14 protein-coding genes and 1 pseudogene are annotated in these 24,557 nt (G+C 42.3%); 3 read left to right on the forward strand and 12 right to left on the reverse strand.

What is annotated here, in order from left to right:
* Positions 1–118: 118 nt before the first annotated feature.
* Both rarD and R7P72_RS01170 read right to left on the reverse strand, forming a co-directional pair.
* Positions 119–1,024, reverse strand: coding sequence for an EamA family transporter RarD (gene rarD, locus R7P72_RS01165; protein WP_213907014.1), 906 nt, complete (start codon positions 1,022–1,024; stop codon positions 119–121).
* A gap of 102 nt (positions 1,025–1,126) precedes the next feature.
* A complete protein-coding gene (locus R7P72_RS01170; protein WP_213907013.1) occupies positions 1,127–1,849 on the reverse strand; it encodes a sulfite exporter TauE/SafE family protein in 723 nt (240 codons plus the stop codon).
* Positions 1,850–2,293: 444 nt separating this feature from the next.
* On the opposite strand from R7P72_RS01170, the gene R7P72_RS01175 reads away from it, so the two are divergent.
* Positions 2,294–2,824: a prepilin-type N-terminal cleavage/methylation domain-containing protein gene (locus R7P72_RS01175; RefSeq protein WP_005376513.1), complete on the forward strand. Its 531-nt coding sequence runs from the start codon at positions 2,294–2,296 to the stop codon at positions 2,822–2,824.
* Between the two features lie 49 nt (positions 2,825–2,873).
* Here R7P72_RS01175 and R7P72_RS01180 read toward each other — a convergent pair whose 3' ends face one another.
* Positions 2,874–3,854, reverse strand: a complete 981-nt coding sequence (locus R7P72_RS01180; RefSeq protein ID WP_025998672.1) for a chemotaxis protein — start codon at positions 3,852–3,854, stop codon at positions 2,874–2,876.
* A 683-nt stretch (positions 3,855–4,537) separates the two neighbouring features.
* Here R7P72_RS01180 and R7P72_RS01185 point away from each other — a divergent pair.
* Positions 4,538–5,146: a response regulator transcription factor gene (locus tag R7P72_RS01185; RefSeq protein WP_017635344.1), complete on the forward strand. Its 609-nt coding sequence runs from the start codon at positions 4,538–4,540 to the stop codon at positions 5,144–5,146.
* On the opposite strand, the gene R7P72_RS01190 is transcribed toward R7P72_RS01185, so the two are convergent.
* The 5 genes from R7P72_RS01190 to R7P72_RS01210 all read right to left on the reverse strand — a co-directional run bounded on the left by R7P72_RS01190 (position 5,143) and on the right by R7P72_RS01210 (position 12,972).
* Positions 5,143–6,030, reverse strand: a complete 888-nt coding sequence (locus R7P72_RS01190) for a LysR family transcriptional regulator (RefSeq protein ID WP_213907012.1) — start codon at positions 6,028–6,030, stop codon at positions 5,143–5,145. The two genes, R7P72_RS01185 and R7P72_RS01190, sit on opposite strands and share 4 nt — an antisense overlap.
* A 157-nt stretch (positions 6,031–6,187) precedes the next feature.
* Complete coding sequence (locus tag R7P72_RS01195; protein ID WP_005376517.1) at positions 6,188–7,558, reverse strand: GGDEF domain-containing protein; 1,371 nt, start codon at positions 7,556–7,558, stop codon at positions 6,188–6,190.
* Positions 7,559–7,567: 9 nt separating this feature from the next.
* Positions 7,568–8,164, reverse strand: a complete 597-nt coding sequence (locus R7P72_RS01200; RefSeq protein ID WP_017635347.1) for a response regulator transcription factor — start codon at positions 8,162–8,164, stop codon at positions 7,568–7,570.
* Positions 8,157–9,323: an EAL domain-containing protein gene (locus tag R7P72_RS01205; protein WP_017821555.1), complete on the reverse strand. Its 1,167-nt coding sequence runs from the start codon at positions 9,321–9,323 to the stop codon at positions 8,157–8,159. Before R7P72_RS01205 ends, R7P72_RS01200 begins: the two co-directional genes overlap by 8 nt.
* The gene (locus R7P72_RS01210; RefSeq protein WP_318110361.1) at positions 9,307–12,972 is read right to left on the reverse strand and encodes an ATP-binding protein; all 3,666 of its coding nucleotides are present in this window, start codon (positions 12,970–12,972) and stop codon (positions 9,307–9,309) included. The genes R7P72_RS01205 and R7P72_RS01210 overlap by 17 nt, the downstream gene beginning before the upstream one ends.
* Before the next feature lie 676 nt (positions 12,973–13,648).
* Here R7P72_RS01210 and R7P72_RS01215 point away from each other — a divergent pair.
* On the forward strand, positions 13,649–14,869 hold the full coding sequence (locus R7P72_RS01215) for a tyrosine-type recombinase/integrase (protein WP_213907011.1): 1,221 nt from the start codon (positions 13,649–13,651) through the stop codon (positions 14,867–14,869).
* Between the two features lie 79 nt (positions 14,870–14,948).
* Here R7P72_RS01215 and R7P72_RS01220 read toward each other — a convergent pair whose 3' ends face one another.
* From R7P72_RS01220 to R7P72_RS01235, 4 genes and pseudogenes are all read right to left on the reverse strand, one after another.
* Complete coding sequence (locus R7P72_RS01220; RefSeq protein ID WP_176311527.1) at positions 14,949–18,140, reverse strand: hypothetical protein; 3,192 nt, start codon at positions 18,138–18,140, stop codon at positions 14,949–14,951.
* A gap of 12 nt (positions 18,141–18,152) precedes the next feature.
* On the reverse strand, positions 18,153–19,568 hold the full coding sequence (locus tag R7P72_RS01225; protein WP_176311526.1) for a hypothetical protein: 1,416 nt from the start codon (positions 19,566–19,568) through the stop codon (positions 18,153–18,155).
* A gap of 176 nt (positions 19,569–19,744) precedes the next feature.
* Positions 19,745–20,045 (reverse strand): annotated as a pseudogene (locus R7P72_RS01230) (IS3 family transposase); the annotation flags it as partial.
* A gap of 102 nt (positions 20,046–20,147) precedes the next feature.
* A complete protein-coding gene (locus R7P72_RS01235; protein ID WP_176311525.1) occupies positions 20,148–24,395 on the reverse strand; it encodes a DUF3883 domain-containing protein in 4,248 nt (1,415 codons plus the stop codon).
* Positions 24,396–24,557 lie beyond the last annotated feature (162 nt).

Genomic DNA, 24,557 nt, shown 5'->3' on the forward strand with positions numbered 1-24,557 from the left:
CTCAAGTTATGATTTCTATTCGGGCAAAAAACGAAAGCCAATGCTTCATGACATTAAAAATGCCCTCGAATGGAGGGCATAAGAATAAAGAAGCTAATATGTGAGAATATTGAAACCACTATAAGGGGTGTTTGACCAGCTTTTTGCGCCGATGCCCTTTGATAATACTTTCAAAAATTGTGAATAACAGCCCTACCCAAATAAATGCAAAGGTCACCGCTTTCACTTCGTCAAACAACTCGCCAAAAAACATAACTGCCAACACAAACTGCAAGCTTGGCTCGATGTATTGCATTAGACCGACGGTTGATAAATTAGTTATACGTATTGCGATAGAATAAAATACGAGTGGTAAAAGTGTGATAGGTGCACTGCCAAAATACAAAAGCAATGTTGTGGTATCTGTGCCCGAAGCCATTTCACCAGTTGCCCATTGTTTATAGAGCAAATATGCGAGTGCAACTGGAGTCAGTAACAACGCCTCAACAAACAAGGTTGTACTCCAGTCATAATTTATCTTCTTCTTGTACAGCCCATACAAAGCAAAGAACAACCCCATCGTTAGTGCGATAACGGGTAGCTGACCATAGTGAATCACTTGATACATAACACCAATTGTTGCCAGCACGATTGCAATAAGTTTGCCTTTTGAGAGCCTATCCCCAAGAATAAATACGCCCAGCGCAACAGATACTAATGGTCCAATAAAGAAGCCTAAGCTGGCATCGATGACCCGATGATGGGTCAAAGCCCAAGTGAACGCACTCCAAGAAATACACATCAAACTGCTCGCCACAAACGTGTACCACAAGGATTTTTTATCAAGCCAGATTTCTTTCCAATTCAGCCCTCGACGGGTTATCCCAAGTACAATTAGAAACCCGACAGGTACAGACCCAATGATTCGCCATGCTAGCAACTCATCCATAGAAGCATTCGGTAAATAACGATAATAAATTGGTAGCAATCCCCAGATCACAAAGGAGAATGCTGCCATAAAAGTGCCATAACGAGTGTTATTCATAAAACTATCGCCCATCTAAACGACCAATTTGGCGTAAGTAAACAAGTCCGCCATACATAAAAAGGAATGCAATCCCGCAGTGACTTTATGATGCAGATGGCATTATTGGCTCAACGCTTGTACGACGGCGGTAAAGCCACTCACAAAACACAACATAAGTGCCCCAAACCGAATCTTTTCTTTTGGTAACGACTGGGTAGTTTTCATTGCTAGCCAGTAACCAAGCGCCGCAGCAGGTAATAGAGGAATAGTAATGACCAAATGATGCAATGTGAAGAAGGCCACTGGGATTTGTACTATTAGTGAAATAATCGAACTGAAAACAAAAAAAGCCGATAAGTTGCCGCGTAACTGATTTGCTTCTTGATGCTGCAACAATAACGCCATCGGAGGGCCTCCAATCGCAGAACTGGTACCAAACAACCCAGAAAAGAAGCCAGCACATGTCATACGCGAAGGCGTAGGCTCAACCCGAAACGGTAAAACACTCACCAAGACTGCAAACAGCACCAACAAACCAATCCAAAGCGTGAGAGTTTGTGTAGATACAAAAAAGAGTAGCAAGCCACCAGCAATTGATCCCGGCACTCGCCCAATCAACGCCATCTTTAAGCCGCCGATTTCAACACTACTGCGGTGCTTCATCGCATTCATCAACGAAATAAATAACGCGACTAAACAGATTGGCGCAGGAACATATTCTGGCGCCCAAAGAATCAGTAAAGGTGCGGCAACAATAGCCAAGCCAAAACCGATTGCGGTCTGGACATAAGAGCCAAGAAATATCAAACCTATTGCAAGGAAGTTTATCGAATCGAATTCCATTTAGATTATTCTTATATTTGAAAAATAAACACAAAACCAAAGCACATTCACATGGTGAATACCTCAGGCATACTGCGATATGAATTCCGCGTAGCATTCATCAAAGTGAATAAAAAGACAATCCATTTGTGCGGTTCGCCCTCATTTGCATTTTGTATTTCATTCCGCTGATGTACATGTTTGCTTACATCGAAGAGGATTCATGCTCGCCTGTTCACGCAGCATTTCTTCAGCGGAATTAATGACCTCTTAAAATCTAGCAGAATTAGACCCGTGAATTCTCCATTGCATTTAATGGATTCAGTCAATTAGTGCGGCGTCGGTATAGCACTTTACAACTCACCTCTTTATACTACTGATCGATTTATCATTACCGTACTTATTTACACAATAAACAAGTGTACGGTCAGTGTTTTTCTACCTTTAACTTGCTGTGAAAATAATATGAAAAAACAAACGGGATTTACTCTAATAGAGTTAGTCGTAGTTATTGTCGTGCTCGGTATTCTTGCTGTCACTGCCGCGCCACGCTTTTTAAACCTTCAAAGTGATGCACGTGAAGCTCGTTTGGAAGGAATGAAAGGCGCTATTGCGTCAGCATTAGGCGTCGGTTATGGGAAAATGGCGATTGCGGGATTGGAAAGCAAGCCTTACGTTTCAAACTTCGTAGACAGTGCTTTAATGGCAGATTTACCATTTGACGGCTGTAATATTGGTGGTTCAAAGCGCTGTGTTTTTTTATATGGATATCCTGATTCTGATAGCGAATCGATGAAGTTACTCGTGCAAGGACTGAACGAAGAAGACTCGGATTGGAAAACATTTCATCACCCGGCTGGTTCAACAACTCGCGAAATGGTCATTGCTGCAGCCGACGAAAAAAGAGCTAGCCTTACACAATGTGGAATTTTATATGGGCCACCGCAGACTCCAAACGAGAGTTACACCTTAGATATTCTTCCCTGCCCTCAATAAAAATAAGGCTGCCAATCGGCAGCCTTATTTGTTTCATCTGATCGGTTTTTTACGCAAAGTTAAACACGTATTTATCCATCATATTCACCATGCGGCCAATCTCTGGCTTGGTAATCGTATCATTTGCGCCAAGAGATAGTGCTTTCGCTCGGTTATCCTCACTCATCAATGACGAGAACATAATGATCGGCATTTCATGAAACGCTTCGGTATCTCGTAGTCTCTTCACTAAGTGCATACCATCCATTCGAGGCATTTCTACGTCCGTAACCACCGCATCTAATAGCTCTTTAACTGGCAAGTTTTCTTCTTTCGCGACCTCGATCAAGCTCATCAACTTCTCATGCGCCTCACCACCGTCTTTACATGTGATCACATTGTAACCTGAAGAAGCTAATGTATCTTGGATCAAAGAGCGAATAAATGCTGAGTCATCCACCACCATGATCGTTTTAGCATTACGCTTACCGACCATTCTCTGGTTGAGATCCACCGACTTGTCCCCTTTCACATCGTATTTTTCCATACTCAGTTCTGGGTTGATGTCTGCGATGATTTTTTCAAAGTCGAGAATCATGATCAGGTTGCCTTCTTTACGGACAACGGCTACTACACAATCTTGTTCGCCCGCTTCCAAAAACTGACTTGGTGATTCCACATCATTCCAAGAGATACGATGAATACGCGAAATGCTGTCAATTAAGAAGCCATTGGTCATTTTGTTGAAATCCGTAACGATTACAAACTTGCGCTCCAGATCTTGTCGTGTTGGCACACCTAACCAACCAGCTAAATCCACTAAAGGCGTCAGTACATCTCTGGATGAGAACACACCAATCATATGAGGTTGTGCGTTTGGATAATCGGTTGTTTCTGGCACGCGAATCACTTCTCGTACTTTCGCAACGTTAATGCCGTAATAACAAGTTTTTGTGCTGCCATCTGGCAATGTTTTTTCTAAATGAAACTCGATGATTTCAAGCTCATTGGTACCACTTTCTGTCAAAATGGTGCTGGTTACGTTACTCATAAAGCCAATTATCCAACCAAAAATACGCATCAGAAAAGTTTGATGCAAACGCCATGAGAAGCCGTTCTCTGGCTAAAAATCCAAAAGTCCTTTGTAGTCGTTACAACAAAATTTGTAAACCATCAAAAGGACGGCTAACGCACATTTCCATACCAAACCATGTAAAATTGTCTCATTTTTGAACACGACATTATGAGTGGCCAAAGTGCGAATTAACACCTCCACTTTTAGCGGCAGAGTCAATGAAAAGTTTAGAAATAATTTGAAGTAATGTTCAGCGTCAATAGCCAAACCTATCTAACAGATATCATTACAAAGTTGGCTAGCGTGCTCATGCCTGGTGTAGAACACGCTCTCTTCAAGTGGCTTGGTATAAAACTGCGCTTGCTAACACACGGGTTTAAATCGAAGCGCTAGAGGCATCGCAAGAAAATCTGAAGGCATAGAACACTGAAAGAACACTTTCAGTTTGTTAGTTTTCTGTCAGCGTAAGTTTTAAGCAATCATCCTATCACTAGGTATTTCAATACCTGACATCGTTATTCCCATAATCAAGACACTGATTTTCACTTTTGGAAAGAGTCATTTTCCTTCCTCTTAGCAAGGTTTTTCCTACAATCCTATTCATCCAATTGCGCTGTCGCCTGACAGCACACTAGTTGATGTATTAGGTGAGGTTAACTTTGAATAATGTTCTTATTATCGACGCTCAACCATTGTATAGCGAAGCACTTGCTTCTCTAGTTGAATCTATAATCAACGCAGCTGAAGTGATTCAAACCACTGACAGTGCGGAAGTGATGGATCTTGTCCGAGGCCAAAAGATTGATTTGATTATTTTAGACGTAGTGCTTGGCGACCGCGATGGTATGCGTTTAGCCAAAAACATTTTAGCGACAGGATATCGTGGCCGACTGTTATTTGTTTCTTCACGTGACTACTCGAGTCTTTCTAAAGCAGCGTACGAAATGGGCGCAAATGGCTTCTTAAGCAAACATGAAACAAGAGAGACCATTATTGACGCAATTGTGAGTGTTTCACGCGGTTACTCAATGTTTAAGTCGACTCACACACCATCGTCGGGTAACGTAACACTTTCAAATCGCGAAGCCATGGTGTTCCATTATCTTGTACAAGGCTACTCAAATAAGAAGATTTCTGAACAACTTTCACTCAGCGCTAAAACAATCAGCACCTACAAAACGCGTATTCTGAAAAAGTACCATGCGGACACGTTGATTGAACTTCTGCATACTATTCCTCAGTCAGAAAACATTGAGTTTTGCCGCTAAGCGCTCATGTATTTTGCAATAGCACCGATTAACAACTGGTGCATTGCATCATGTCTTAAGCTTTGCTTCACCTGTACAACCACTTTTGGCCAGCCATCTGGGTAAAAATGCTCTGGCACTCTTATAAATCTATATCCATCAATTGGCGCCTGATATTCAAGTAACACGGTTGCGGCGCTTTTTTGCTTAATTAGCTTCAATACGCTGCTTACGTTGTCTAGAGCCGCAATACGGTTGATGACCATACCGTGGCTTTCCATTGCACGCTTAACGAGCTGCTCTTTCTCTTTCCAACCGATAATCTCTAACATGATAAAGGGAAGTTTGGCCGCTTCTTCCAGGGTGGTAATTCCCAGCTCTTCAGGGACAACTACCACAGCAGGCGCATAGCCGATGAACTTCTGATAAACAGATTTCGGAACATCCTCGTTGAAGTAATGTAACTGCGCATCCACTTTGCCTAGGATTATCTCTTCTATCGTATACTCTGTAATCGTTGCTATCGAAATGTGCGCCTTGGGAAACAGCGCCATTAAATCCATTGCAAGTAAATGCCCAAATGAGTATTGAGCGGTTTGCGGCAAACAAATGGTGATGTCTTTTTCGTAATTTTCCGGTTCAAACTCATCTCTAATTAGACAAGTTTCAAGCTTCTCGAGTGCATCGGAAATTTTAGGTAATTGACGTTTTAAATAGTCCGTCGGTTCCATGTGGTGAGGATGCCGAATAAACAATTCATCGTTTAGCTGGAGTCGCAATCGGGCAAGGTATTTGCTAATTGACGCTTCGCTCTTCCCCATCGCTTTCGCAACGGGCTTGAGCTGACGGTGCTTATCCAGTAAGACAAGTATTTTAAGTAAGTTTAAGTCGAGATCTTTGTTCACGTGCGACACCAGATGTAAGGTCGAGAATAAATAGAGCAATCACTATTTGTTGACTGCTCTAATATAAAAGACCACTCATTCTGTTTGGTCAAATTAATCAAACAGTTATGTCATGGTTATGTTCCGTAACTTTGCATTTAGTCAATACCAGACCTGCTTAATGGGACTTTTGTCTGTGTTTTTTCATCTCATAGAGATCTTCATCTGCACGTACAATAACGTCCTGAAGCGTTTCGTGTAACTCATTCGCCGCGATACCAGTACTCACACTAACTTCGATATCCAAGGTCTTTAGTCGGTTATCTTTAACGACACTACGAAGCTTCTTCGCCAATATTGAAGATTGGCTGATACTGCAACCTGGCAGAATCGCAACAAACTCATCACCACCAGTTCGAACTAGATAATCACTATTTCGAAACACTTTAGACATAGCATCAGCAATAATCCCAATAACTTCGTCCCCTACATGGTGACCGTAATGGTCATTGATTCGCTTGATCCTATCGCCATCTATTGCAATGACGGAATATGGCGCGGTTTCCAAACGACGTTTGAATTCGCTATCTTGAAAGACTCTGCGGTTAAACAATCCCGTTAAATCATCTTTCGTCACGTTCGTCAGTGCTTTCGCGAGGCGAAGTTTGCTCTCTTTAGATTCATAAGCTTTGTTGTAATACGCTAAAGTTACGAAAAAGAAGATGATAAACAAGAACACGTAATCCAGTACAATTTTACTGAATGGGTACATGTAAACAATGAGATTGTTGTTGTCTGCGACATATGATTGGGTGTACGCGAATGATGGAAAGGGGTAGCCAGCGAAGTAAATCACCATTTGCTTGTTCCCATTCGCAATTTGAACATCCACCGCTTTCCCATCATTATAAAGCGGCGAGAGGTACAATTGTTCCGAAAACTCTCCCACTAACTCACCTTGAAAGTAAACCGGACTCATGATGCTTATCGCCATGTCATCGGAGTATGTCGTTTTAAATGGTAGGGAAAACAATACCCGGTCCGTTAGTTGCTCTTTCCACGCGGCTAACACACAAGAATAGTTACTTTTACACCAATCAACATCAAATGTGGCTTTCACTCCCTCTAGCGCTTCAATCGGTCTCTCTAAGATGAGTTTGTTTCCAGTATAAGAACGAAAATACATAACGGCATTTTGTCGATTGAACGCATTTGATAAATACGCTTCAGCCTGATGAAGCGATTTCCGTGCAACAGCTTCAACGTAATTGAGTTTTTCATAAGGTGACAGGGAGTAAATCGCATCTTGAAAGCTCAGCTCTGTTTGCGCTTCTACTTCACTCACGCTCATGCCTTTGTATTGCTCGAGCTGCGCTTCCGTCAATAGCCCCATGAGAATTACTTTTTGTTTTATTTTGGCTAAATTATTCGCGTAAGTGTTGAACTGCTTTACTTCATAAGAAATTAACACCGCACCAATCATTGTGACAGAAGTGACGAATAGTAATGTTGCGATGAAAAGAGACAACGCGATACTTTTAAGTGTCATGATGCGGTCTTACGCCCCCGCCACTCTTGTTAGCTCAACAATGTTCTTTACGTTAAATTTATCCAATAGACGGCGTTTGTATGTGCTGACTGTTTTGTCACTTATTGATAGCACTGAAGCGATTTCTCTATTGGACTTTCCTTGTAGTAAATACTTCATTACTGCACTTTCTCTGCTTGAAAGTTGTGGCATTTCTCGAACGCTGTTAACAACTTGCTTAAATTTGAAGAAGGTATACCCCTTCTCTACCGCTTCTATCGCGTCTTTAAGAATGTCGTGATTTTCCGATTTACACACATAGCCATCAGCGCCAGAACGAAAAGCCATTTGGCTGTACATTTGGCTAGTTTCAGCGGAGAAGAAAATGACTTTGCCTTCATAACCATGGGATTTGATACGTTTGTAGAAATCAAACCCATCGCAATCTGCCAAGTTCACATCTAAGATCAACAGTTGAATTTCTTCCTTTTTCAATATTTGTAATGCCATCTTCGCTGATGTTGCAGTAAATACCCCATTTGTTTTCCCTAACTCTTCCAACAACGACTTGATTGCAACACAAACGAGAGGATGATCGTCAAAGATCAAGTAATTCAATTTATTCATATCTTTCATTTAGTATGGTTATGGCTTCTAGTGGCATGGGTTTATCAATGTAGAAGCCTTGGCAAAGATCAATCCCATACTCACGTATCGCTTGCAGTGTGACTTCGTCTTCAATACCTTCCGCGACCAGTCGTATATTCAAACTTTTCGCTAACGCGCAAATAGCAACAACGATGTTGCGTTTTTTGATGTCGCATTCGACACCTTGTACAAACGAACGATCGATTTTTAACTCGTTGAATGGCAGTTGAGCCAGTTTTTCAAACGTTGATGAACCCGTGCCAAAATCATCTATTGAGACAGTGACACCGTTCATCCTCAACTTGAGTAAATTCTTGTACAGGGACGCGCTAGTCTGAAATGTATCTCGCTCTGTAATTTCAATGGTGATTTGTGATGGGTCAATCTCGCTCTCTAAACATTGCTGTAAAAAGTAATGAGAGAACGCCGTATCTTCTAAATTTTCATGGTCTACATTGATGGATACGTTTTGCGTCAATCCGCGGTGTTTCATGTCATAGATAACATTACTCAATACAGCTTGAAACAACTCTCCAGAAAGGCGGCAACGCTCTACAATTGGCAAAAAATAATGAGGGGGTAACACACCATAAATAGGATGATTCCAACGCGCGAGCGCTTCATACCCAAGCACTTCCCCACTTTGCACATCGACTAAAGGCTGGTAATAATTTTTCACTCGCCCTTCAGCCAGAGCAAACAGGAATTCTTGATCTTCCACTTCAATAGGTTGAGCAAAGCTGACTTGTTTCGCTTTTTCATCTTTTATTTTACCCAACAAATCAACGACTTCATTTTCATCGTATGGCTTAGGCAGCTTCCCTAATACTTCAAAGCTAAATCCCTCGCACATGGCTCTTACCGCAGAAATAATGGTCAATTCCATTGCACTGACCAGTACAACTTGCCCCTGGTACTGGACTTTATCGAGCATTTCCATCATATCGATGCCGTCTTTTCCGGGCATTTGGATATCACAAAAAATTACGTCAAAATGTTGTTCCTGCACACTCTGAATAGCGGCATCCACACAGTTAAAAGGGATGACTTGCGCGCAATAGCGATCCAATATTTGCGTAAGTATTGTGGTTTGTAGCGGATGGTCATCAATCACCATCACATTAAATTGTGTATTCATTTGTCTCTACCCAATAGTTTATGTTTTCGATCTCCTGCTCGATTCGTAAAATTAGCTCCGCTGTTCGCCTGTCAAACTCCGCAGCAGTAACTCGTTCTGCCTCAATGCAAAGCTCAGTCAGCATGCTTACCCCTATCGCCCCAACCGCTCCTTTGATGCCATGAATGACCCGTTTTTTGTCTCGCTCAGTCGATGCGGCGTTTAAGTTTTTTATATCTGTAGACATTGATTGACTAAACACGCGCGCAATCTCTTTTGCGTCCTGTGCTTTGAACCGTTTAATCCAGCCGGGCAGCCTACCCCTCTCTTTTTCGCCAATAAATGGAATCAAAACGGTTTTTAATTGATTAAGGTCATAGGGCTTGTAGAGCACATCATCAATGCCGATATCCTGTGTACGTTCAATGGCAAGACGAGCATCTTCTGCTGTCACACCGATGATTGGAATTGCTTTAAATTCGGAGTTTTTCACGTGCCTAACAAGCTCATAGCCATCCATTTCTGGCATATGAAAATCGGTCAGCAGCAACACAACGTTTTCATCTTGGTTGATGTATTCCCATGCTTCACGGCCGTTATTCACAATGACAGGTTCGATTCCAAGTTCATGAAGCTGCATTGCTATCACACTTTGGTTAATGGGATTATCTTCTGCGACCAGTACCGTGCCGAGAACCCAAGAAACCACTTCTTGATTTACGTCACTAAGCTTGGTTTCTTGCTGCGTTTGGCTGAGCAAATTGAACAATGTATCTGGATATTGAATCTCTCTTAGCGTAAGACTGCCAAGTACCCTTTGTTCGTCACGCAGCATTAGGCCATTAAAACTGGCATCGCTGTCGTGTATAGGGTGAAGGTTCGCCACCATTGTTTTTAACGTCGCTGGACGCATTTTCCACGCGTCACACCACTGGCGAATATTAAGTGGTAAGCTCTCGCTATACGTCCAGTTCAAACAAACGTCTGGCTCAGAGTCGCAATGCTCAATTGGCAGTCTGACAGTAATCGTCGTGCCCAAGCCAAATTGTGAATCGATGCAGAGCACGCCGCCCATGCAGTCGATCAATCGGTCAACAATGCTTAGCCCCAATCCAGTACCGCCATATTTACGCGTAATAGTGTCATCCGCTTGAACAAAAGGATTGAGAATGCCTTCGAGTTGGTCATCCGTCATGCCGATACCTGAATCCGCCACTTTCAAAATAAGCTGCTTTTCATGAAGAATGACACTGATTCCAACTTCTCCTTCGGCAGTGAATTTCATCGCATTGGAGAGTAGATTGGTGGTAATTTGCACCAATCGCAGCGCGTCGATTTCAATGAAAGCATTCGAAAATGGTTTGATTGTCACTTTGTAATCCAAACCTTTCGCAAGCGCTCGTGGTTCAAAGCTTCGAAACACATCGCACAAGGTTTTAAGCAAGTCGGTCTTAACTGGGGCGACGGTTAAGTGCCCTGCCTCTAATTTTGAATAATCCAGTACTTCGTCTACTAGCGTATTCAAATGATTGAGCGAGCGTATGGCTTGGGCAATTAACTCGCGATTTGAATCTGTCGTCACTTGGCGATTTAGCAAATCGAGGATGCCGTGTGCTGCCGACAATGGCGTTCTTAATTCGTGACTCATGGTTGCCAAAAAGTTTTCGCGCGCACGTACCGCGGTTTGCGCTTCTTTTTGCGCATCGATTAACGCCTGCTCACGTTCTTTTTGCTGGGTAATATCTTGAATAACAGTCAGTACAAACTTGTTCTTACCGCTAGGAGAAGCGATGACTTTGCGTTCTCGATATACATGTTTAATATCAAGTTCACAGCCCGACGAGGCAACCTCTTCTGAAATACGCTTTCCAGCGATAACAGTGGTCAGTTCATCAAAATTATTCACCAGAGGAGCGTGCGCAGAATCACTTTTCAACTTACATTGTTGGCACTGTTTACTGTTGTAGTTGGCACAATTGCTCATCTCCATATGGTTATTTTCACTATGGATAAAAACCAAGCTATTGATCTCTTTGATGATGTCCATCAGCCATTGCTTTTCCGCTTCCTCATTGTCAGCATTAAATTCGGCTAACCTCACTTTAAGTCGCATGTGAGATAAGATGAAATACGCCGCAATTAACATGAGACAGAATATGAATGAACCAGCAACAACAAATGTAGCGATCTGCTCCGCGTCATAGCCATAAGTCAGTTTGAAGCTTCGGTGAGAACGCAGCAGTTTTTCGATCTCGTTAGAATCAATGGTTTCGATGATGCTGTTCAACATGTGTTGAAGTTGTGTATTGTGGTTTGCAACCGCAAATGCATTAGAGAACGTCAAAACGTCCTCCGCATTGATCACCAAGCCATCGACTTGATCTTGTGCAATCATGTTGTGAACGATGTCGTCAGGAATGTAAGCCACATCCAAAACGCCCGATTTCAAATCGGTAAGCAGCTTTTTCAAATCATCATAATGATCAACTTGGCCTTGCTGCCAAGTGCCCAAATGAACTAACCCTTGCTTTTTCAAAGTGAGCAGAATACCCGCTTCTTTCAGTGCAGATTTATCGCGCTTGCTCTGCTCCGCTTGGATAGCCACGTAATTACTGTGCATGAATGGTTTAGTGAACAACCAATCTGACTTAGGTAGCTCACCCACATAAGAGATGGGGACTATATCGGCATCAAATGCCGTTAATCCATTTGAAAGGCTCGACGTCGGCTTCACATACTTAAAGCTCAAGCCAGTACGAGACTGCAATAAGTCGACAAAATCTGGAAAGAAGCCATCTAACTCGCCCGTTTGCGAATCTCGGTAGAGAAACGGATAAACTTCGTCACTGCTGCTGTAAGTTATCACTAGTTTGTTTTGATGATTACGTCGGTAATCTACCAATAACTTATCACTGATATGGTAAGGATTTTTCGAGGCGACGGAGCGAATGTTTTTTCCATTTTGCTCCCACTGAAGGATTTTGTTGATGTCATCGATCAGACTCTGTTTGTCCAACGAAGCGATAAAACTCACCTCTTCGTTTTTCAACCAACTGGGAATATCGACAACCCCTTTTACAATGTCATTCAAATCCAAATATTGGGTAATACCAACATAAGTGTAAATCAGCGCGTTCGCTTTACCTCGCTTAACTTCATTAAACGCCTCTAAACGTGTTTTAACATAATGTATCTTATCGATACCACGTTCAGTGAGGTTGTCACAATACACACTGCCCTCAACACACACCCATTTAAGATCACGCGCATCACTATCTCGGTAAGTGGCATTCCGATACCAAACAGCGATAGTGCTCGAAAAGAAAGGCATCGAAAACAAGAAACGCTTTTCTCTTGCTGCTGTTTTACTAAATCCAACCGCACCATCAATCTTCTTGCTTTCGACATCCGCAAGTAAAGACGGAATATGCTTGTAAGTCCGAAGTTCTAACTCATAATCCAAAGCTTTAGTAATGTTAGACAAATACTCAAGACTAATTCCGTACGAAGGACCAACGCTACCGTCAAACGAGTCTTTAGCTTCGTCTTGCGCAATAACACCAACGATGACCTTCGGTTTAGGACTCTGTTTGGCAGTTGAGCAAAAAGAACTCGCTAAAAAAATTAAGGCGACGGACGATACCGTAATACTTCTAAGAATACTGAGCATGACTGCTTCCTCTGAATGGAAGCTCAGACTAGTTTTTGTCAGATAAAAGTCAAACTTAGCTCAATAGTGAAATAAAAATAACACTCTGATATAAAAGTAAAAAACCAAAATTCGTCAGAACAATCTGACAACACAATCCACCTTTGACTACACAGCGTTTGCGTTCGGTCTCTCACCCAGACGGATATTCACTGCGAGTCGGTATACATAAGGGATGTGTGCTTTTAGGTTTGCACGCCATAGCTTTTTACTTTCATCTTGAATGATTCATCATCATTCCATGATAAACTGGCGTATTAACATGAAAGAAAGCTCAACTCCGCGGTTTCGAGCAGCTTGAAGTAAACACAGTTTTAGAAAATGCGTTCTAGTATTGTATTACTCAAGACTCACATTGCTACTTTTACAACCGCTGGAGCATTAGAAAAATTAAGGTATTAAATTCAAATGGTTAATAACTCAATCCAGTGGTTTCCTGGACACCCGCATTAAAATCCCACAACTTACCAACTCATCTCATTTATCATTTAGTATCAATAAGTTAAACAGCACCTAAATTCCAGAACGTCCCACAAAATATCGCTAAAAACCATCATTTTGGTACCCCACCTGGTACCCCACCAAATCAATTTACTATACAATGATCTTCAAGTAGTCACCTCAAAGATCATTGGCCATGGCAAAACGAATCACTGATACAACAATCAAAGCTCTCGTTATCAAAGACAAGGAATATACATTCACTGTTGAAGAGGGTTTACAGCTACGTATTCGGCCTAAACGTTCAGATAAAGGGATAGGCACTAAGGCATGGCAATTTAAGTACCGTCACCCTGTAACGCGAAAAATAACCAAAATTTCAATGGGCACCTATCCTTCACTACGGCTTGCAGCAGCGAAACTCGAAGCAGCCGAATATCGGAAGCAAATAGCCGAAGGTATCGATCCAAAACGATTCAAAGAAGATAAACGAATCGAAGAATTACGTAAGCACAATGACAGCTTTCTTGAAGTTTCAACCATGTGGTTTGATAGAAAACGTAAGTCAGTCAGCGCATTTCATGCAGAGCGAATCTGGAGAACTCTGGAAAAGTACGTATTTGATAACTTAGGGCCCCTTCCAGTAAGTGACATTACTCGACGTGATGCAATTGAAATGCTACGCCCTATCGAAAAAGACGGAAAACTATCCACCATCAAAAGAATTTGTCAGAGCTTAAACCAAATTATGGAGTATGCGGTAGCAAGTGATGTGATTAACGCTAACCCACTAACCAAGATGATCAATTCATTTGAGAAGCATAAAGTAGAAAACATGCCTACCATACGCCCCGAGCTGCTAGGTGAATTTATGACTCGTTTACGGCAGAATGAAAACATTCAAGATAAGACTAAACTACTTTTGTTATGGCAGTTGCACACTATTTCTCGCCCAAAAGAAGCAGCTAGAACTCGCTGGAAAGACGTTGACTTCCATAAGCAATGCTGGACTATACCTGCCGAAGAGATGAAGCGAAGACAAGAGCACAGAGTTCCTTTAACCAAACAAGCGATCGACATCCTTGAAAAGATCAAAGTTCAAAGCAGCGGCAAAGAGTTCGTTTTTCCCAACGAACGTAACTCTGATAGCCATGTGAGCGTCTATACGGCTAATGCTGCCTTAAAACGTAGTTTAGGATTCAAAGATGAACTCGTTGCACATGGTTTAAGAGCTATTGCATCTACCACCTTACACGAACAGGGCTTTGATACACTGCACATCGAAGCTTGTTTATCACATATGGATAAAAATGTGACTAGAGCAAGCTATAACCGCTCTGACTTCTTCGAGCAAAGGAAAGAAATCATGCGCTGGTGGAGTGAGTTTATTGCTAAAGCTAAAGCACAGGATAACTAATAAGTTAAGTTGGTGTAAAAGCAAAAGCCACTTAAGGGGGAGGAGCAAATCAGCACTCCCCCTTTCATTTCATCTATTACTACGATTTCGGATTAAAGATGTACCGGCCACATCTCAAAAAGGTTTCATGGGAATTTGGTGAGTAAATAGACAACAAACCTTGTTCGTTAGCTACCATGTTTTGCCAGTAACCCTCCTCAAGAGCCAGCTCTTCAAAACTTTCCCCAGTCTGGCTTACATACAAAGTGTCGCGGCCTCGACGCCCCAAAAATAAGCTGACATCATTCAGATGAACGCAAACATCAATGCAAAAATTCTTGTTTTGGAGTTTCCATTCGTAGCCATTTTTATCCGATACCATTACTTGATTTGAGTAAAAACACATCAATTTTTGACTCATAGGCACGATGATTGGCGTATTGTATTGGTCATCTTCGCTTTCCCATGTACAGTTACGCCAACCCTTCCCATCAATATAGTATCGGACAAACGAAGTCACATTGTTCTTCTTTTTCGACCTAGTATAGAAAGAATCGTACTTACAGAACGCGAGCACAGTATTTCCACCAGGCAATGGCAACAAACTATCAACCACCATGCCTTCGGAAAGACTTGGTTCCTCTTCCCAACGTTTCCATTTATCATCGAGGTTAGCGGCACAAAAAACAGCAACCTTGTCATAATAGCCCGTCTTATTTGAATCAAAAATAAGACCTTTCTCAACGTATTTGTACTCACGTAGTTCTGTAAAGCGCCACAGCCATAGACCATTGAAGTAAAAAACATTTTCTGTACTAGTAAAATCGTAACCAAGATCTTCTGGGAAATGGCTTTGTTTCCAGTTTTGTGCATCTTGAGAATAATAAAAGCCCTCGTTGTGCCCGACAAAGGCTATCCACATGCCACTAACACAAACAAGTTGGCGAATGTGCGGTGTTCTTTCACTAAGGTCTATCTTATTCCAGTTTTCACGGTCTAGGCTGTGGTACAACTGGTTACCATTAGCAACGATTAGCCATGCTGTATCGTCTGTTTTTATATCGTTGATCGTTTCTGGATCACAAGGCGGATGCTCTATTTCACTCCACTCAATGTGGAATAAGTGTTTTATACCTTGTTTTTCGATAGTAACTGACTGTTTAGCAAGTTTTTCCTGACGCTGCCGTTCAAGCTGGTCAGCACGTTGTTTTTCTCTCAGCTCAATGACTGACTCCCCAAACTGGCCTTTTATGAAAAGTTCTAATTGTTCAGATACCTCAGTACAAGCGTCTGAAAAAGACGTGAGGGTATTGTCTAACTGACGCTCGAAATGGCAGAACTGGTCGTGCCATTCTTCATTGGCAACAGAATTATCCAACTCAAAATCGCCAAAGCCTGATTCATCCTGGAACGCAATCGGTGGGAATCGCCATCGCGCCAGCTCATGATTCCCCTGTTTCAACACACTCGAATGCTCAGAGATAAACTTACTGACCTTCTTACGTGCATCATTGAGTGAGGATAAACAGGAAGTGCGGCCAAGAGTATATGCCGCACTCCCAACTTTATTTCCAATCTTGCCCATAAATGAGTCGTCTAGTGCATCCATGAAATATGCATATTCTATAGATTTCATTGTCGTAGACGTCAGATCTATGGAGATATCTATTGCCTCCGAACTCGCACGAATCAGCTTAGCTCTTAAGTCGGCGAACACTTTGTCGAAGTGGAGCTCACGATAGCCAATGACATTTATCCAACCACTGGTTTTATGTTGAAGTCTCTCTGCTATCGCAAGTACCTTCTCTTCATCTTGCTCAGCAATCATCGCCAACATATATGGAAAGTGCTCCTTGAACTGAGCAGGTTTTAGCGAGTTTAAGACACGTAACATATTAGGTGACTCAATTGGTGTATTACACAAGGTCAACAAATAAAATGCATCAAGCAACCAAGTATAGGCCCTATCGTCCTCTTTCAGCAGTTCTTGCAGGGTTGCCAAGTTGTCTTGCACTTTGTGTGGACTGTTCACCAGGGCTGCAACTTCCGCCATCACCTGCGGGCACCCCGCTTTATTAGCCAACAACTCAATAAATGCCTGGCCTTCTTTAGTCAACGACCCGAAGCCATCGATACATAATGAGAAAAGCTGCAAATAGTTGTAATGAGCTTCTTTGTCGTCGATGCCGTCAAAGAAGGTATGGACGTTGATATCAGGTAATATCGATATCAGTGCCACAGGTTCAGTATCTTCGATAGAATTATTAGACAAGGCATCCACACCGTTTTCCGACTTATAGATCTCCAAAGTCAGTAGGCTGCCTCCGATGATTTCCTCAATCAGATCTCGCATGCAATACTTTGTTTCTAAACCAGAAAACTCTCGGCCAAAAAATCGGGAGACAATGCGTTCTCGCTTCTCGTCACTGTCGCAGACTTCAGTGTCTGAGAGAAGGTCGATGATTCGGTGATATTCATCAGAAAGATAGTAGAGCGAATTGAACGCCAATCCCGAGATATTCTTCTGAATAAAGTAGGAATCAGCAAGGTGTTCGTTGTATGACAACTCTATGAGCGAGCGGTAGCACTCAATACTGCTTGCTTCAATTTGATCTATCAATTCGAGAATAAAATCTAGTAACTTAACTTCTTGATCACAGTCAACTTCCAGCTTCTCTAGGGTAACGATAAGGTGGTTGATGTCCTGTGATGTGAGCATGACTCCAGGATGACTTCGCATAAAATCATACGCTAGATTCAGGACCAACAACGCCTTAGGCATCGACCTAAACCGACGCTTGTTCACTTCAATATTCAATGACCATTGATAAAAACTGGCATTGTTCTCTACACGAATAAGGCGGCGGTTTATTTTATCGACCGCTTGGAAAAGAAACTCGCGGGTTTCAATGATGTATTCATTCATCGTTCCCAAGTTGTTGCGGATGACGGCAATACCTTGCGCGTTAATCAGGTTTTGTTGCTGCAGTTGCTTAAGGTAATGCCAAGCGAATTTCTGCATTTGTAGCGCATCAACCTGATTCTGCAACTGGTTCTCACGGTTTTGACCACTTAACGCTCCGGAAAAGCGCTTGAAAAACCCACTTTCGACCTGTTGTTTCAAGCGCTCTTCACTACAAGTGAAAAGCCGAGAGGCATCCATTGCGAGTTGTTGGGTCACTACTGTATTATTTCTGTGTTGCGCAACAAGCGCCTCAACCATTTCCTGCTCTGCGTTATTCAATGGCTGTTGAAAAATTTCTTGGGGTACAGCTTCAATTATTTCACTCATCGAAAATATGCCTTAAAGATTATCGATTAGGTTCTTCAGTTGTGTACTTTGGTCTGCCATCGTTTTAACTTGGCTAGTAAAGTGACGCTCAGACAAATACAGACCTTTATGGAACTCTGCATAGAAAGCTTGAGACACCTGCAGATACTCCAAGGCCTCATGCATGATCATCGCGTTACTTACGACACTCTCTGTCGCTTCAAGTGTTAGACGGAAGTTTTTCTCAATATGGTTGTCGATGGCAATGCTCATCGCCATTGTCGTGATCAGCCCGCCGATGATCGCACCAACCAATGCGCCAGCTGGTCCACCTAGGGAACCAACCGCTGCACCAACAGAGCTACCAGCAACTCCCGCACCAGATTGCAATAAGTGTTGACCAGATCGAGTTTCGAGTTCTTCTCGGGTAATTTTGCCTGCCGCGAATAAGACGACGTTCTGAACCACATCCACCGCACAGACAGCCGCTGCTGCTACACCATTGTTCGCAAAAGCTCGCTTGAATGCGGAACCTGCAAACAACATCGGTAAGTTTCTTGCTGTCATGCTGACCGTAGCCGTGGCAACACCCGCTTTCAGTGCGCTATCACCAGCAGCGATGGCCGTATTCTGCAGAATCTCGAAAGTGGCTTGCTCAGCCGTAATCTCCCCATCCCTCACACGTTTAATCGATTGAAACGTGTTGACGCTACCTGCAATGACAGTGGTGATTACCGCAGCCGATTTCGCGGCGCGCAAGCTCTGTTGAACAGTCGACTTATTGAGATAATCCTTTTGCATGCTTTCATGCAATTCCTTACCTTCCTTGTTTCCTGTACCCAAACGCTCTGCGTCGCGTTTGCTAAGTCGCGTTGACTGGACACCATCGTCATCAAGATTTCCAGTTGTCTTATCGCGCACTGCTTTAGCCGCTTCAGCTACCTCCGGACGTGTTTGACTATTTCTGTGCATATCTTTTTCTGCAGCAGCTTTGATCTGGTCAATTTGGTCTGAAGGACCAATAAACGCATCACTATCTTTATATTTGGCGATGCCATCTTCTGTAGCTCTGAACGCCTTTTGAGTCGATTCGCCATCTTTGAAGTATTTAAGTTGTGCACCAAGTACTTGCTCGTCCCCTTTCATAACAACGATATCGTGGGTCGAATGGTTTTTGGCAAGGGGAGAGTTGGCAAAATTATCAGTAAAGGCTCGAACCTCCTTATCTTTTAGAATAGCGTCCAAATTAAATGATTCAGCATGCCAAGTCTCTGCAGCGAAACCGCCTTTAATTGCGCTGTTCTGGGCTGTACTCGCAATTTTATTAATAATCGCGTTAGCCTGATTTATCTCTTGTAGCATTTTGCCAATTTGTTCTGATGCCTGATGAGGCCAAATTGGGCATAGGCTAACGGCATTGTTTAATGCTCTTTTACGTTCATTATTCATTGTTATTCCCTAACCAAAAAACGATATCGACGCTATGCAGATATAGCTACACAAAACTCCATGACACCAATAACGCTACAAACTTTGTCTTCTCTAGACCCTAGAACCAAATTTAAAGACCAGCCACTTAGTGCAACGGTCAACTTAATTTGGAGACTAGTTTAGGCACTTTGTGGTCAAGTAAAACTGGCCACGGTTTTATAAGGGAACCAGAACTGTTGTTCTGGCTCATTTGATATTAATCCACCATTGTATTGGTGTGGACGATGCTGGTTGTAATAACCAACTAGGTAATCGGTTACTGCTTGGTGCGCCTCTGTAAAACTTCTATAGCCATTCGTTTGTACCTCTGAACACTCGCTCCATAGTATCCCAACAGTTCCCTCGACGAATCGTACTTTGAGTGATTCGGTATATCCATAGCAACTGACGATATTTCTTACTCGTATAATGGCAACCTTGGGAGTGAGGCAGCACACTTAAGAACTTAAGCTAATGATTTAATTAAATATACTAAAAGTAAATATCGATAAGTATTACCCTGGGTATTACTATATACATTGCATCAATGCCAAGAGGTTAGTTCACCACCACTTCGTTAGCGTCGTCACCATATGTAGCATTTGTGCTCACCTCAAACTCTTCTCTATTCTTAGATCTATCCATGTGAACATAGAGAGAGTGTTCAATAGCGTCTACATCATTCAAAGGGTTCTGCAAAATACTCAAGCTATATTCACCAGATGATGACTCATTGAGCCGATACAAATAATACTTATTGGCATACTTACTGGCGGCATCCTTTTCATTTCCTCTAAGTTCGATGGATGCTCCTCGATTTCGTCTGCCCTTTACCTCAATAAATCGCTCTACTAAACATAAGTCACGACAATCATTGTTCTTGAAACGGTCACGGTCTTCCTCAGAGCTAAAGCTTATAACATCACAACCGAGCCCTTCATATCCCATATACTGCCCAACTAACAGCGGGAAACGTGGCGGTTCGAAGCTCTCTTCTATCTGCATGATTTTTTGTTCCGCAATATCTCCATTCACGGGGGTATACGACGTTGAACTTTTTCCTACAGTTGAGCTTCTAGTTTTTTTGACTCGTAATTTTTGTCTAACTGGTGACGACACAGCTTCAGCGTCAACTGATGTTATCTGTATTGGACCGCTATCGTTACCAGTGTTACCTACTTTATCCATGGTAGTCGGAGCATCTGAATGCTCCTTTGGTACATTTAATTCCATACCTTTACCTTCCGTAACGTTGGTATGTTTTGGCTCTTCCAGCACTGGAATATCTGGCAAGACAGCATCACTACTAATATCCCAATTGTCTGTGCTAGCGTATAGGCTCGTTAGCTCAACATCTGTTACTTCCTCTCCTAAGATTCGACTCAAAAGAGCATGTCGCTCATCCTTATGGCACCGAAATAACCTAGCAAAATCACTACCATTGGCAATACGAAACAACGACGCTAACGCCTCTCCTATAACGTCTGCTAGCATATCCGAATCGTGCCTAACTACCGAGTCTGAGCCTCTAACATATAAGGTTTCACCATCAATTAGCCAGCCCCACTCTGAGAGCTCATAAGAGCAATCAACATCTTGAAATTTCATTTGAACATGTAAGCTAGAACAGACCTTTAATATCAACTTGTTCAATTGCCCTATGTACTGAGCTTGCCCTGACTGAGATTTACGCAAAAACACGAAAAATGGCTTAACTTGCTGGAAATATATGTTCAGGTCAGAATTTGTCGCCGCAGCTGCAAAGTGATCAACTGTCTGTTTGATAGCACTGCGATCTATCGTTCGAATACCAAAGGCACTCTTGACTTTGTCTGCTCCTACTCGATTTGGCAGCTCAACTATCGCAAGATGCTCTAACAACTCAACTGGTAAACCATCTGAATCATTATGATAAAGCTCATCAACAGAAAAATACTTAAAGTTGTTCGCTTTTTTACCCCACATTTGACCAGAACGAATGAACCTAGGTTTCATTACTGACTCTTGGCCGCTAGATGAGTCAATCGCATTTAACATCCAACGATATAACGTTTTAGCCGCGGTAAGTACTGGCTGTCTTTCTGGTAACTCAAGCAATTTGCTGTAAATATCGTCCAGTGAGAGTTCAGCTACATTCGTCGCTACTCCTGACTTGCGCCAAGACTCCACGACATCTCTCAAGTCCATACCGTACTCTTTCGCCTCGATGTCGCTGATTCTTGTAGGCTGCGGAAAGATAGCTTGATTCGAGATGTCAGTGATAACACAGTCTTTTGGTCTCAACGCTGTTTTATTAGTGCCTCTCACCCACCTCGTATTTTCTAGCTTCCATTGGATAAAGCCGTGTACGTTCCCTCTATATGGGCGATTATTTCGGTCCCATTGTTTCTTGGCTTCAATAGTGGCATAACGCTTATCTTGCTTAAGCCAATGCACAGCTCGTTCATCATGAGTTAACCAAGCAAGGATCGCGGTATATTTTTCGGATAACAGGATGTTGTCTATTCCATCTAGTGTTACGTAGCTAACAAGAGAAAGATTAGCCGCCATTAGCTCTTCAGAAGAGTTAAAAAAGTAATCATGACCAAATTGCACAGGAAATCGAAGATGCGTGATTACCATATCTAGGTAGCATTCATTTTTGTCGTTGGTCACTAGCTCACGCGGCCACTTTGCAACACCTATCCATTCTAAAAAATCACCCCAGTCATCATTAGCCTTTAATTCAATACAGAGCTCGCTTGGTGGGACGATCAGCTTGTCAGGGCTATTGGTGTATAACTGTTGAGTTATTTTTCCACTTAAGCCATACCCGTCACCCATGTAGAGATATTCAGATTTAACCAATGACCCCGACTGGCTCGGCAGTTCAATACTAGTTTTGTCGGGAAAACTGGGTCTTTGCTTTGATTGCCCCTCAGAATGATAAAAGTCGTAAACCACTTTCAATAGCTCACTCTCGATAATCTCAGCTTGCTCTGGATACGCTTTTTTATGCTTATTCGCTTGTGATCTTAAGTCATGGATGAGTCGTCCAAAGGAATACTCTTTGAGCCCAAAATCCTTTAACTTATTTTGTAAGATACGAACATCTGATGCATCGAGTCTCTCAGTTAATCTATCCTGCATTCCCGTATCTAGAAACCATAACTTAACCCAATCAGGTAAGCCTATTGGAGCTCCTCCGGTTGGGGATATATATACCATTTCCGTATCTGGGACGCTTTCCCCAAAAGTATCTAAAAAAAGAGATGGAGTATAAGCACTATGGCGAACATTGTTAGATCTTAAACCTACAATTAAAGCGACCCTTTCTTCCTGGCTTAAACTATGATGTGCACAGATTCGTTGTCTAATAACATCACCAGATAATTCACTAACCCCGAGATCTCTCAGCCACTGAAGCTGCACTTCCCCTACTGGTACTACATCATTAAAGCTGTCAGCAGGTAGCCACTTAGTCGATGCTCCTTCTATAGTGAAGGCCTCATTTGGTTTTACTGCAATACCACGAAGGGTTGGTACTATCGATTTAGATCGACAAAATTTTAGTATTTTGGCTTCTAAATCAAACCTGTTTAAAGACTCTGAATAGTGCTCCATCGGCATAGCGACCCGGAAGCCAGCGTTGCTTCCAGTTGAATTGTCGGCTGCACACTCTTCTGCAACTTCAGCTAAGAATGCTGCTAATTTTGTAAAAACAAAATGATTACTTTTACAATTAGTTAGGTGGTTGCGGCTTTGGTCTAACTCTAGTGTTGCATGGCAAACAACCGGAAGGGGTAAAGTAATTTCTGTTGGAAAGTAACTAAACAGTGGTGACGTCTTAAGCTCTGAACTCTCTACTACTTCAGGCACCGCAGTAATCAACTCATATTTGAGCTCACCGCTTGAGCTATTATCAAGATGGTCAGAATCAACCAACCCAGATGAACGAAATACCCTCCATATCCCTATAGGAACATCATTGGCTAAAACCATAGCCGCTAAGTCATCCCCACTCTTTGACCAAGTGAGCTCCTTTTCATCCGGTAAAAGAAATTTAATTTCATCTAGATGGTCAACAAACAGCAGCATCTCCGGACGTAGGGATTTCAGCTGATTCAAAGCCACACTATATGACTCGCTGTTTTCAAAAGGAATACCAACTACTGTCTCATAACCATGATCACGCCAATAGCTACACCTTTCTTTGATCGGTAGGGTTTCAGAACAGAAATACTGGTCCAAGTCATTCGATTCCGAATAAGCAGGAAAAGGTAAAGTAGGCAAAATTGTTGATGACGTTACTGCTTGTTCTTTTTTGACAAGTTCTGCTAACTCCGGAGAGAGTGTTTTCAACTCTTTTAGCTTCTGTTTACTGTTTTTGTCAGTGTACGCAAGAGCTAAGGATCCACTTAATATGATTGGTCTATTTGTCCAGTTCAAAATGGAGCGAAAGCCGAGTCCTTTACAGCCGATAAATCGCCCTTCCCGCAACCTCTTCGGGCTTAGATGAGCATTTTGAAGAGACTTAACACCCCCAACTGAAAAAGCAACACCATTATTAGCAATCAATACCCCTTCTTTAAAAAGCTCAATTACAACTTTACCGCTAATATCTGCTTCTCTTGCTTGGTCAGCTGCATTTTGTAATAGCTCTAAAATCTCTCGACCTTCATAATCATTACTTGTGGCGGTTTCACTTCGGAAATCACGGATAAGATTCGATGGTTTAGCGACATATGAATCCTTAGTTTTTTTCTCTTCAGATACTAGAATTTCAAACCACTGTTTACTTGTTGAGGGTATTAACGTGTCATTCATGATTACTACCTAGGTAATATAGTGGCTACGTTCCCGTTAACTGTTGGTGATTTTAGCACGAGGCACCTAACACTATGATTTCGTTGAAATGAGTGTCTAATCTTAGAATGCTAATAGCATTGGTAAGCTTTTGATTTTTAATCGTAAATTATTCTAAAAACA

It is taken from the genome of Vibrio sp. Vb0888 (assembly GCF_033338835.1).
GTDB classification, from domain to species: Bacteria; Pseudomonadota; Gammaproteobacteria; order Enterobacterales; family Vibrionaceae; genus Vibrio; species Vibrio alginolyticus.

What these genes read in the sequence shown, in the direction of transcription:
- rarD (WP_213907014.1), bottom strand. Translation starts at nt 1,024, where the DNA reads ATGAATAACACTCGTTATGGCACTTTTATGGCAGCATTCTCCTTTGTG.
- R7P72_RS01170 (WP_213907013.1), bottom strand. Translation starts at nt 1,849, where the DNA reads ATGGAATTCGATTCGATAAACTTCCTTGCAATAGGTTTGATATTTCTT.
- R7P72_RS01175 (WP_005376513.1), top strand. Translation starts at nt 2,294, where the DNA reads ATGAAAAAACAAACGGGATTTACTCTAATAGAGTTAGTCGTAGTTATT.
- R7P72_RS01180 (WP_025998672.1), bottom strand. Translation starts at nt 3,854, where the DNA reads ATGAGTAACGTAACCAGCACCATTTTGACAGAAAGTGGTACCAATGAG.
- R7P72_RS01195 (WP_005376517.1), bottom strand. Translation starts at nt 7,558, where the DNA reads ATGACACTTAAAAGTATCGCGTTGTCTCTTTTCATCGCAACATTACTA.
- R7P72_RS01200 (WP_017635347.1), bottom strand. Translation starts at nt 8,164, where the DNA reads ATGAATAAATTGAATTACTTGATCTTTGACGATCATCCTCTCGTTTGT.
- R7P72_RS01205 (WP_017821555.1), bottom strand. Translation starts at nt 9,323, where the DNA reads ATGAATACACAATTTAATGTGATGGTGATTGATGACCATCCGCTACAA.
- R7P72_RS01210 (WP_318110361.1), bottom strand. Translation starts at nt 12,972, where the DNA reads ATGCTCAGTATTCTTAGAAGTATTACGGTATCGTCCGTCGCCTTAATT.
- R7P72_RS01215 (WP_213907011.1), top strand. Translation starts at nt 13,649, where the DNA reads ATGGCAAAACGAATCACTGATACAACAATCAAAGCTCTCGTTATCAAA.
- R7P72_RS01220 (WP_176311527.1), bottom strand. Translation starts at nt 18,140, where the DNA reads ATGAGTGAAATAATTGAAGCTGTACCCCAAGAAATTTTTCAACAGCCA.
- R7P72_RS01225 (WP_176311526.1), bottom strand. Translation starts at nt 19,568, where the DNA reads ATGAATAATGAACGTAAAAGAGCATTAAACAATGCCGTTAGCCTATGC.
- R7P72_RS01235 (WP_176311525.1), bottom strand. Translation starts at nt 24,395, where the DNA reads ATGAATGACACGTTAATACCCTCAACAAGTAAACAGTGGTTTGAAATT.